At 71.9% G+C, this 10,831-nt stretch carries 10 protein-coding genes; 4 read left to right on the top strand and 6 right to left on the bottom strand.

Annotated features, from left to right (window positions below; genetic code table 11):
• Together IE252_RS23405 and IE252_RS23400 are read right to left on the bottom strand one after the other, a co-directional pair.
• Positions 1 to 1,155: GH3 family acyl-acid amido synthetase (locus IE252_RS23405; RefSeq protein WP_190091435.1), on the bottom strand; the 1,155-nt coding region annotated here is incomplete at its 3' end.
• Positions 1,142 to 1,801 (bottom strand): dTMP kinase, encoded by a 660-nt coding sequence (locus IE252_RS23400; protein WP_229848744.1) that lies wholly within the window; start codon positions 1,799 to 1,801, stop codon positions 1,142 to 1,144. The genes IE252_RS23405 and IE252_RS23400, both read right to left, overlap by 14 nt.
• A gap of 156 nt (positions 1,802 to 1,957) precedes the next feature.
• Between IE252_RS23400 and IE252_RS23395 the strand changes: the two genes are divergently transcribed.
• From IE252_RS23395 to IE252_RS23380, 4 genes are all read left to right on the top strand, one after another.
• Positions 1,958 to 3,163, top strand: a complete 1,206-nt coding sequence (locus IE252_RS23395) for an MFS transporter (protein WP_190091403.1) — start codon at positions 1,958 to 1,960, stop codon at positions 3,161 to 3,163.
• Positions 3,164 to 3,253: 90 nt separating this feature from the next.
• Positions 3,254 to 4,465, top strand: coding sequence for an acyltransferase family protein (locus IE252_RS23390; protein ID WP_190091402.1), 1,212 nt, complete (start codon positions 3,254 to 3,256; stop codon positions 4,463 to 4,465).
• A 334-nt stretch (positions 4,466 to 4,799) separates the two neighbouring features.
• Positions 4,800 to 5,948 carry a sulfotransferase family protein gene (locus IE252_RS23385; RefSeq protein ID WP_190091401.1) on the top strand — a complete coding sequence of 383 codons (1,149 nt, stop codon included), beginning with the start codon at positions 4,800 to 4,802 and terminating at the stop codon, positions 5,946 to 5,948.
• Positions 5,949 to 6,064: 116 nt separating this feature from the next.
• On the top strand, positions 6,065 to 6,511 hold the full coding sequence (locus tag IE252_RS23380) for a MarR family winged helix-turn-helix transcriptional regulator (protein WP_229848743.1): 447 nt from the start codon (positions 6,065 to 6,067) through the stop codon (positions 6,509 to 6,511).
• Positions 6,512 to 6,608: 97 nt separating this feature from the next.
• On the opposite strand, the gene IE252_RS23375 is transcribed toward IE252_RS23380, so the two are convergent.
• The 4 genes from IE252_RS23375 to IE252_RS23360 form a co-directional block, all read right to left on the bottom strand.
• Entirely contained in the window at positions 6,609 to 7,709 is a 1,101-nt protein-coding gene (locus tag IE252_RS23375) for a transaldolase family protein (protein WP_190091400.1), read from the bottom strand.
• Between the two features lie 56 nt (positions 7,710 to 7,765).
• A complete protein-coding gene (locus tag IE252_RS23370) occupies positions 7,766 to 8,776 on the bottom strand; it encodes a ketoacyl-ACP synthase III family protein (protein WP_190091399.1) in 1,011 nt (336 codons plus the stop codon).
• Positions 8,777 to 8,802: 26 nt separating this feature from the next.
• Complete coding sequence (locus tag IE252_RS23365; RefSeq protein WP_190091398.1) at positions 8,803 to 9,897, bottom strand: VOC family protein; 1,095 nt, start codon at positions 9,895 to 9,897, stop codon at positions 8,803 to 8,805.
• 72 nt (positions 9,898 to 9,969) lie between these two features.
• Positions 9,970 to 10,755, bottom strand: a complete 786-nt coding sequence (locus tag IE252_RS23360) for an SDR family oxidoreductase (protein WP_190091397.1) — start codon at positions 10,753 to 10,755, stop codon at positions 9,970 to 9,972.
• Positions 10,756 to 10,831 lie beyond the last annotated feature (76 nt).

Below are 10,831 nucleotides of genomic sequence, written 5' to 3'. Positions count from 1 at the left end.
CGCGTGGTAGTCGCGGCCGGGTTCCAGCTCGTGGGGTTGGAGCGTGTGCGTGTCCGGGGTGAGGTCTTGGTCTGCGTCGGCGAACTCGTACAGGGAGGCGGTGACGACGAGGCTTGCGGCGGTGGGGTGGCGGTCGAGGGCGACGCCGGTGGGGCCTTCGGAGGCGGCGACGGGGGCGGGCAGGAGGGTGACGCCCGGTCCGAACTCCTCGCGCAGGCGGGGGAGGTAGAGCGAGGCCAGGCCGGTGGTCCAGCAGAACAGGGCCCGCATGTTCGGCCAGATGTGGGCCGGGCGGATGGTGGCGTGGCAGCGGGTCAACTGCTGGAGCTCCAGGGCCCGTTGCGGGTTGGGGAGCAGGCCGGGGTGCCCGTCCAGGGTGCCGTCGCGGATGTCCTTGAGGATCCTCGGCCACCACAGGTTCAGCTGGTACGGCAGGGCGGCGACCATCGCCGGGTTGATCCCGATGACACAGCGCACATCGCTCTCGACCGCCATCCGCAGCCGTAGATACATCTTGTCCAGGTGCGCGCCCGCGTCCACCGCCACCGGCAGGGTCGCCCAGGGCGCACCGGTGCCGGGCTCGGCCGACAGCGGCTCCCCGAACCGGCTGCCGAAGTCGACCTGGCTGGCCCCCATGTGCGGCCTGCCCGAAGCGGTCACCGGGGGAGCGGCGATCGGGTCGTGCTTGAGGTTGAGCACGGCGTCCGGGCGGGCCAGCACGTCCGGGAAGTGCTCGATGAGGGGCGCCCAGGCCGCGTAGTAGAAGGGGAAGAAGGTGGTGCGCATGAAGCGGGGGGTGACGGGGATCTTCTTGTGGGCGCCGGTGCTGCCGCTGCTGGTGAAGAAGACGGCGGGCTTGTCGGCGGTGAGGACGTTGTCCTCGCCAGCCGCTGCCCGCTCGATCCAGGGGGCGAGGGCGCTGTAGTCCTGGACGGGGACGGTTTTGCGCCAGTCGTCCAGGGTGCGCACGCTCGCGAATCCGTGGGCGCGTCCGTAGGCCGTATCGGCGTTGAAGGCGAGCAGGTCCTCCAGGACCCGCTGCTGGTGTCCGGCCGGGTCCGCGAACGCGGCCCGCAGGCGGGCCCGCTCGGCGAACACCCGCGACCGGTACCGCTCGACCCGCCCGGGATCCGACCACGGCTCAACCGAGTTCATGCGCAAGCACCTTCCGTATCGCCGCCACGGTCCGCTCCGGGTCGGTGTGTTCCTCGATCACGGTCACCGGCAGGTCCCGGATCTCCTCCCGCATGACCTTGTCCAGGTCCGCCTGGTACCGCAGGAAGCCGTCGAGGCCGGGGGCCTCCCCGTAGTGCTCCAGGCGGTTGAGGCGCGCGCCCTCCCGGCTGCGCCGCCAGGCGGTCTCCGGGGACACGTCGAGGTAGATCACGCGCCGCGGCCTCGGGAACGAGCGCCACCACGCGAACATCGGGTTCTCCGGCACGCCCGCCAGCCGGCACTTGGCCAGCAGCTTGTAGTAGTACGAGTCGACGACGGCGGGCGCGGACGCACCGCCGCCGTCGTCCAGCAGCCGGTCCCGCAGGTGCAGGACGGCCGTCTGGAGCATCGCCGCGAAGAACTCCGGCGACCACTGCTCCTCCCGCGCGGCCACGTCCCGTACGACCTCCCGGCGCAGCCTTCCGATCAGCGCGTGCTCGGGAGCGAGGAACGCGTCGTCGGCGGAGACCAGCCGGTGGACGTCGGGGCCGGGGTCCTGTCGCAGGGCCGCCATCGCCGAGGACTTTCCCGCGAGATCGGGGCCCAGCAGGACGCAGAACGCGGGGGCTTGCAGGGGCACTGCCATCAACTCCTTCGGGCGGATCGGTCCTGATTCTCACCAAGATTGCTTTCAAAATCAATGTAGACACATGAATTGAGAGCGCCTAGCATCGCCACCGAACACCAGCCCTTTGGAGGGGAAGCAAGTGCGAACAACCACCGGCCCGGACGGGGTGCGGCCGTGCCACTGAGACTTCTGGCGCTGACGCTCTGCGTCTTCTGCATCGGGACGGCCGAGCTGCTGCCCGGCGGGGTGCTGCCGGAGCTGGCGGACGACTTCGGGGTCTCGATCCCGACGGCCGGACTGCTGGTGGCCGTCTACGCGGCGACGATGATGATCGGCGGTCCGCTGGTCACCGGGTTCACCCGCAAGGTCCCGGCCAAGACCCTGCTGATCGGTCTGATGGCGGTCTTCGTCCTGGGCAGCGCCCTCGCCTCGACCGCTTCCTCGTACGGCGTGCTGGTGGCGGCCCGGATCGTCTGCGCGCTCACCCACGGCACCTTCGTCGCGGTGAGCATCGTGGTGGCGGCCGGGATGGTCCCGCCGGAGCGGACGGCGGCCGCCGTCTCGACGATCGTGCTCGGCTACAACCTGGCCACGGTGCTCGGGGTGCCCCTGGGGACCCTGATCGGGCAGCAGTTGGGGTGGCGCTCGACCTTCGGCGCGCTCACCGTGCTGTCGGCGGCCGGTGCGGCGGTCATCGCGCTGCTGCTGCCCGCCGTCGAGGCGGGGGAGACCGGCTCGCTCCGCGGCGAGCTGCGCGCCTTCCGCTCCGGCGGCGTGCTGATGTCCATCCTCATCACGGTGCTCGCCACCGGCGGGATGTTCACCCTGATCACGTACATGGTCCCGGTGCTCAAGGACGTGAGCGGCTGGTCGGCGTCGGCGATCCCGGTGCTGCTGATCGCCTACGGCGTCGGTTCGCTGCTCGGCAACGTCGTCAGCGGCCGCATCCCGGCCCCCTCCCTGCTGCCCGCACTGATCGGCAGCCTGGGCGTCCTGGTCCTGGTCTGCCTGCTGTTCTGGTGGGTCGGCCCGCACCCGGTGCTCGCCGCCGGCGCCCTGTTCGCCTTCGCCTTCGTGACGTTCGTCGCGGCCCCCGGGCTGCAGACGTACACCCTCACCGAAGCCTCCGACGCCCCCACCTTCTCGGTGACCGTCAGCATGTCCGCCTTCGGCCTCGGCGCCGTCATCGGCTCCTGGTACGGGGGCCGGGTCATCGACGCGGCGGGCCTGCGCGCGGTCGCCCCGGCGGCCGGCGCGCTCGTCGCGGCCGCCGCCCTGACCGCGCTGGCCTGGCACCTCAAGGTCCGCGCCGGGGCCGCGACGCCGGACGGCGTGGAAGGCACCCGAGAAACGACCGAGCTCCTGACCACTCATGGGTGAGGAGCCGCACGCTCGCGCCCGCGCAACAGCACGACTTCACACGTGTCGCACCCAGCAGCGGTGCGCCCCGACAGAGCAAGGAGATTCCTCATGACCGTCAAGGCAGCCGAGCGGGATGCCGAGGCCAGACGGGCGCGGTTGTCACGACTGCCCTCGCTCACCGGAATGCGGTTCATCGCCGCCCTGATGGTGTTCTTCTTCCACGTCTCCCTCCCCGACTTCACGCCGTTCGGCGGGGACTTCGCGGACGACGCGGAGTGGCTGTTCAGCAAGGGCGGCTGGGTCGGCGTCTCGTTCTTCTTCATCCTCAGCGGCTTCGTCCTGACGTGGTCCGCCCGCCCCGGCGACACGCCCCGCCGCTTCATGCGCCGCCGCCTGGTCAAGCTGTACCCGAACCACGTGGTGACGTTCGCCCTGTCGATGCTGCTCTTCGCGGGGGCCACCGCCACCTGGAAGCAGTGGCTGCCGAACATCCTCCTGGTGCACACCTGGATCCCGGACTACAACACCTTCTTCGGCATCAACCCGCCGAGCTGGTCGCTGGCCTGCGAGGTCGTGTTCTACCTCTGCTTCCCGGTGCTGCACCGCTGGATCAAGAAGATCGACCCGGCGCACCTGTGGGGCTGGGCGGCCGGTCTCGCGGCGATCGTCATGCTGATCCCGGCGTTCTCGTACGCCGTCCTGCCGTCCGACCCACCGATGCCGAACGGCTTCCCGGTGGGCGTGAAGCAGGCCTGGTTCGTCTACCTGCTGCCGCCGGTGCGCATGCTGGAGTTCGCGATCGGCATCATCATGGCCCGGATCGTGCTCACCGACCGCTGGATCAACGTCAAGATGGTCCACGCCCTCGGCCTGCTGATCGTCGGCTACGCGGTCGCGCTCAACGTGCCGTGGCTCTACGGCCTCAACGCGGTCTGCCTGATCCCGATCGCGCTGCTCATCCCGGCCGCCGCGGTCGCCGACGTGAAGGACCAGCCCTCGCCGTTCCGCGGCAAGGTCATGACCTGGCTGGGCGAGGTGTCGTTCGCCTTCTACCTGATCCACGGCGTCGTGATCATCTACGGCACCAAGTTCCTGCACGGCAAGCCGTACGGCCTCGCCGCGGGCCTCGGCCTCTGGGCGGCCTGCGCGGTCCTCAGCCTGATCCTCGGCCATCTCCTCTTCAAGTACGTGGAGATGCCGATGATGAAGCACTGGAGCAAGCCGCGCGGCGAGCGCCGGGACGCCCGTCCCGCCGCCGTCCCGGCCGCCCGCGCCGCCGAGGAGGCGACGCCGGTGGGCGCGACCCGCTCGCGCGACTGACGGCTCCACGCGTCACGGGCCTGCCCCTCCACCACTGTTCGGTGGAGGGGCAGGCCCCTTTGTCCGTAACCCTCCCCGTCACCCCCTTGTGGGTAACACTAAAAAGATACGGGCGTGCTGGTTTATGAAACCAGATTTAGTAAAATGTTCAACCGTATTTTCTCGATTTAAGGCGTTCGAAAGCGAGCAAACCAGGGCATCAATCCGCCCCCGTCCGCATGACGGCCGAAACTTGTCGATTCAAAAACCGGCATGTAGGTTCTTTTATGTCGTCGACTGGGGGGAGTCGACAGCGTTCTGCTTCCCTCGGTTCTCGCGTGACTGAGGGGTCTTGATGAGGCAGCACAAAGTCGGCTACGCCGTCCACCTGGACCTGGACGAACTGGTCCACCCGGCGGGCGGGTGCGCGGGCACAGGAGTCCGCGAGTTGCCCTTCCTGCGCGCCCTGGAGCGGTTCGTCGAATCGCTCAACTCCCATGCGCGGCTGACCCCGGACGGGGTCTCCGTCGCGGGTTCCCGCATCAGATCGTCCCTCGCGGTGCAGGAGCGCATGGCGTGCCTGCGGCCGCCGTCGTCCGCCGCCCTCGACGCCCCCGTGTTCATCACCGGCATGCCCGGCAGCGGGGCGGCCCTGCTGCACAACCTGCTCGCCGAGCACCCCGGCGTCGACGCGCCCACGCTCTGGGAGTTCCTCGACCCCGCCTCCGCCCTGACGTCACCGGACGAGCGCCGCTCCCTGATCGCGCTCGGCCGGGCCCGGGCCGCGTCCGGCGCCCGGGTCACCGCCGGGCGCGCGGTCGGCCGGTTCCGCGAGGCGACCCGCCCCGCCGCCTGTCACTGGCTCCTTGCGAACGCCTTCCACAGCCCGGTCCTCGCGATGCCCTACCGGGTGCCGGGGTACGCCGACTGGCTGGAGGAACAGGACCTGGTCCCCGCGTACGCCTTCCACCGCAGCCAGCTCCAGAACGTCACCCACCGCACCGGCGGTGGCGCCCTGGTCCTGCGCGACCCGTTCCACGCACCGCACCTGCGCGACCTGCTGCGCGTCTATCCGTACGCCCGGGTCATCCGGCTCCACCGGGACCCCGCCGACCTGCTGGCCGCCACCGCCGGCATCGCCTGGTCGCAGCGCGCCGCCTGGTCGTTCGCGAGCAACCCCGCCGACGTGGGGCCCGAGTGGGCGGCCCGGCTCGAACGGTACTTCGCGGCCTCGGAGGAGGCCCGTACGGCCGTCGGCGACGACGCGGTCCTCGATCTGCGCCACGGTGACGTCGTCGGGGACACCGACAAGACGCTGCGCCGGGTCGCGGAGTTCATCGGGCTGCCGATGGCGCCCGCGGTCGAGCGGAACATGCTGGAGCTGGCCCGCAGCGCGGCCGTCGCGGCGCGTGGCTCACGGCACTTCGAGCCGGAGGAGTTCGGCCTCTCCCGGCGGCAGCTCGGGTTCCGCTTCGCCCAGTACCGCAGCGCCTTCGGGGTGTGATCCGGACGCGCTTGTCCCGGATACGGCCGGTTCCCGCTTGGTACATGCTTGTGAAAGCATTAGTGTTTCCCTTACAGGCCGGTAATCCGTCGGCCATGCGGGTTGCGGAGAGTGTCATGGTTGCTTCTGGCCGACGCCAGCGCGGCGAACTGGAGCTCTGGCGTCAGCTGACCCAGCTGACCAGTGTGCTGTCCAGCTCCCTCGATAAGAGGCTCACGCGCCAGCACGGCGTCTCCGTGTCCGAGTTCACGGCCCTGTCGACCCTGGCCGAGGGCGGCAGCGACGGCGTCCAGATGCAGGAACTCGCCGACTCCATCGGCCTCAACCAGTCCACGGTGAGCCGCCTCGTCGCCCGCCTGGAGACCAGCGGCCTGGCGACCCGCGCGGTGAGCGAACGCGACCGCCGATGTACGTACGCGATGATCACCGAGCGGGGCCGGACGATCGTGGACGAGGCGACGGGCACGTTCCAGAAGGAATTCGGCACGGCACTGGACATCGCGGCCTTCGACGAGCGCACGGCGCCGCTGGTGGCGCGCCTGAGGCACGACCCGACGACGTGAAGCCCCGCGCCCTAGGGGCGCGGGGCTGTGACATTTGCGGCTCCGCCGCGTGGGCGCGCCCAGCTCACCACCGGCCCGCAGCTGTCGACGAAGCCGCTTACGCCAACGCCAACGACCGTACGTACACGTCGAGTTCGCGCCCCACGGCCTCAAGCGTGACCTCCCGCGCACGGACCATCGCATCAACCCCCGCCGCTTCCAGCGATTCCGCCACCGCCGCAGGGGAGACCCCGAACCACGGCAAATACCCCAGAACCCGCCGCGCATCCGCATAGTGCCGCCGAACCCGGTCCCCACACACCTCCCCGTGATCCGCGACCGCGTCCCACACCGCCTCCGGCAGCGCGATGACGACATCCGGGGCGACCAGCTCCTCCACGTACACCGTGTCCCGGTACCCCGGCTCCGCCACCCGCGTCGAGGTGAACACCAGCCGCTGCGGCCGCGCGCCCAGCGCGGCAAGGGCGCGCCACCTCGGCGCGGCGAGGCCCGCCTCGTACGCCTCGTACGAAAGACGGGCGCAGGCGAGGGCCGTCCGCCCCGCCATCGCACGGGCCTCGGGCGAGCCCGCCCGCGCCAGGTGGCCGTCCACCGCCGCGTCGAGCGGGGCGAGCGAGAACGACGCCACCGAGGCGATCGCGGCCAGGTCGTGCCCGGCCGCAAGGGCCCGTTCCAGACCGTCGAGGAAGGCGGCCGCGACCTGCCGATGGCGCTCGGGGGAGAAGATCAGGGTCGCGTCGACACCGATCCCTTCCGCCAGGCACGCGGCGATCGCCGACAACCCCTCCGCCGTGGCGGGGATCCTGACCAGCAGGTTGGGCCGGTCGACCGTACGCCGAAGTGTGCGGGCCTCGGCCACCGTGGCCGCCGCGTCCCGGGCGTGGCCCGGGTCGAGGTCGGCCGAGACGAGGCCGTCGCGGCCCCCGGTGCGCTCGTGGACCGGCCGCAGCAGGTCGCAGGCGCGCCGCAGATCCCGTACGGACAGCTCCCGTACGGCCTCCTCGGGCGTCGCACCGCGCGCCGCGAAGGCGGCCAGCCGCTCCCCGCGGCCCCGGCCGGAGACGACCGAAGTCGCTCCGCCCACGCGCCCGGCCGCGACCAGGCGGCCGACGGCCCCCTCGTCGAGCCGGTCGGCGCCGACGCCGTCCAGCCACACCGACACCCCCTCGGCGGCCAGCCGAGCGAAGACGTCCTTCATGTTCCCCCCTGAGACCTTTCCCGCTGAGATGGATCCGCCGGACACGGACGACACGGTCACACCCGCTCCAGAACCGCGCAGGTCCAGCTGAACCCGGCGCCCACGCCGACCGCCAGGACCCGGTCGCCCGGGCGCAGTCCGTCCTGTTCGAGCAGCCGGGCCAGGCCCGCGAACTGGTCGCCCGCGCCCAGGTGGCCGATCTCCAGACCCCAGTCGTGCAGGGTGCGCTCGGCCGGGACGCCCAGCGGCCCCAGGCACTGCCGCCGCGAGAGCTCCGCGCCGAAGAACGGCACGATCACGGCGGCCATCGAGGACAGGTCGCACTCCGCCTCCGCCAGGCACTCCTTGACGGCGGTCAGCATCCCCGCCTCGTTCCTGACGGTGACCTCGGCCACCGGCATCCGCCGCAGGAACCCCTTCTTGCGGGCGACGAGGTCCAGCGGCTCGGCCTCGCTGCCACTGAGCAGGAACGGTTCGTCGCCCCGGTGCAGCCCTTCCAGTACGGGCTCGGAGTACGCGGCGGTGGCCACCAGGCGGAACCCGGCGGGCTCCCCGGAGACCACCACCGCGGTCCCCGCGTCGCCGAAGACCAGACCGCGGTCCGTGGTCCAGCGCGGGAACGCGGGCTCGGCGAACCGGTCGCCCGTGGTGAGCAGCGCGGCCCCGGTGCCGGGCGCCGCCGAGAGCCGGCTCGCGGCCATCTCCAGGGCGGACATCCCGCCGTTGGACATCTGCCGCAGCTCGAACGCGAGGGCCCGGCCGTGGCCGAGCACCTCCTGCTGCACATAGGCGGCCACGTTCCAGAACTCCAGGCCGGGATACCAGCAGGCGGCGTGGATCAGCAGCCCGATGTCCTGTGCCGGGCGCCCGCCGCGCCGCAGCGCGGCCCGGCCCGCCGCGACCGCCAGCTCCGGGCCGCTGAGGCCGTCGCTGACCGAGACGGAGTGCTGGCGGCTGCGGGCCGCCTCCTCGGCGTCGTACCGCCCGGCGGCGACGGCGGCCGCCGCGGTCTCCGGCTCGCCCGTGACCACGGCCGCCGACTCGATGTGGATTCCTTGCCAACGCATGCTGTTCGTCCTCGGGGCCGGTGCGCTCAGCGGTTGGTCCACGCCGGGCTCGGCCCGTACCGGCGTGCGCTCGTGCCCTGCTCGTACGGCATTCCGTCGGGCATGTTCAGGACCTCCAGCTGGACGCCCCAGGGCCCGCGGAAGTAGACCCAGCGGTCGCCGTGGATCGGGCCGCCGTCCTCGATGAGCTGGGGCTCGCCGAGGACGTCGGTGCCCGGGACCCCGCTGAGGCGGGCGGCGGCGAGCTCCACGTCGTCCACGAAGAAGGCCAGGTGGTGGCCGCCGACGTCGCTGTTGCGCGGCAGCTCGGCGCGCTGGTCCTCGACCGTGTACCGGGAGAGTTCGACGTTGGTGACCGGGCCGAGCCGGATCACGGCCGTCTCGCGCACCAGCGGCTGGTCCACGCCCAGTTGGCGCCCCGCGTAGCCCGCGTCGGCCGTCAGCTCCTCGCGGTAGACGAGCTCGCCGCCCATCGGGCCGGTGAAGTACGCGACGGCCTGCTCCAGGTCGGGCACGGTGTAGCCGACGTGGCCGACGCCGCGCGCGCCGGGGATGCCCGCGCCCCGCCACTGGGGGTCCGGGCGGTAGAGCCGGGCCTCGGTGGTCTGCTCGTACGGCAGCTGCTCGGCGACCTGGCGCAGCTCCAGCTGGAGGCCCCAGGGCGCCCGGAAGTAGACCCAGCGGTTGCCCGCGGCCGGGCCGTCGGTCACCAGCTGGACGTCGCCCTGGATCTCGACGCCGGGCAGCTCGCGCAGATACGCGACGGCGGTGTCGATGTCGGTGACGTCGATCGCCAGCAGGTGCCCGCCGACGTCGCTGTTGCGCGGCGCCACGGTGTTCTGGCCGGGGGCGGTGTACTGGAACAGCTCCAGGTTGCTCACCGGCCCGAACCGCAGCAGCGCGATCCTGGCACTGGCACGCGGGTGCACGGCGAGCTGGCGGGCCATCCAGTCGGTGTCCCGGTCCTCGACCGGCCCCAGCGTGTAGAGCAGTTCGGCACCGAGCGCGCCGACGAAGAAGTCCACGGCCTGGTCGAGGTCGGGGACCGTGTACGCGAAGTGGTCGACGTTGCGGGCGCCCACGATGCCCTTGGCGGGGGCCGACGTCGTGTCGATCGACATGGATGTGCTTCTTTCTCGGGGTCTGAGGGTCTAGCGGTCTCGGGATGCTCAGGTGCTCGGGACGGCGGGCGCTCAGACCTGTCCGGCCAGCGCCGCGTTTGCCACGGCCGCGGTCAGGGTCAGCCCGCCGTCGGAGACGATCGAGGTGCCGGTGGTGTACGCGGCGCTCGCCCCGGCCAAGTACGCGACGAGCGAGGCGACTTCCTGCGGGCGGCCCGGGCGGCCCGCCGGGATGGCCGGGCGCGCGATGGTGGCCGCGTCCTGACCGGCCGGCACGTTGTTCATCGGGGTGGCGGTCTCGCCGGGGGCGACCGCGTTGACCGTGATGCCGTGCGGGGCCAGCTCCAGGGCCATCACCTTGGTGAGCATGCCCAGGGCCGCCTTGGCCGCGCAGTAGGTGCTGCCGCCGACGATCGGGACGTGCTCGTGGACGCTGGTGACGTTGACGATCCGGCCGCCGCGGCCCTGCGCGATCATCCGGGCCGCCGCGCTCTGGGCGAGCCGGAACGGGCTGGTCAGGTTGACCGCGAAGACCCGCTCCCAGTTCTCGGCGTCCTCCTCGGTGACCGCCGCGCGCCGGTTGATCCCGGCGTTGTTCACCAGGACGTCGACGCCGCCGACGGCGTCCAGCACCGCGTCGAGCTGCCGCTGCGCAAGGTCCGGGTCCGTGAGGTCGAGGGCGACGAGCTCGGCCCGTACCCCATGGACCTCGGTGATCCGCTCGGCGAGCTCCTTGGCGGCGGTGGCGTTGCGGCCGTAGCCGAGGACGAGGTCGTGGCCCAGCGCGCCGAGAGCCAGGGCGACTTCGGCGCCGATGCCGGAGCTCGCGCCGGTGACGACAGCGATCGGTCGGGACATGGCAGAGGTGCCTTTCTGGGAGGGAGGTGTTCTCGGTGAGGGGAGGTGGCGCACCCGGCCGCGGCCGCGGCGGGGG

The organism is Streptomyces melanogenes (genome assembly GCF_014649795.1).
Lineage (GTDB): Bacteria > Actinomycetota > Actinomycetes > Streptomycetales > Streptomycetaceae > Streptomyces > Streptomyces noboritoensis.
Note: the sequence above shows the minus strand (reverse complement) of the source record. Positions and strands in the feature narration are given on the sequence as shown.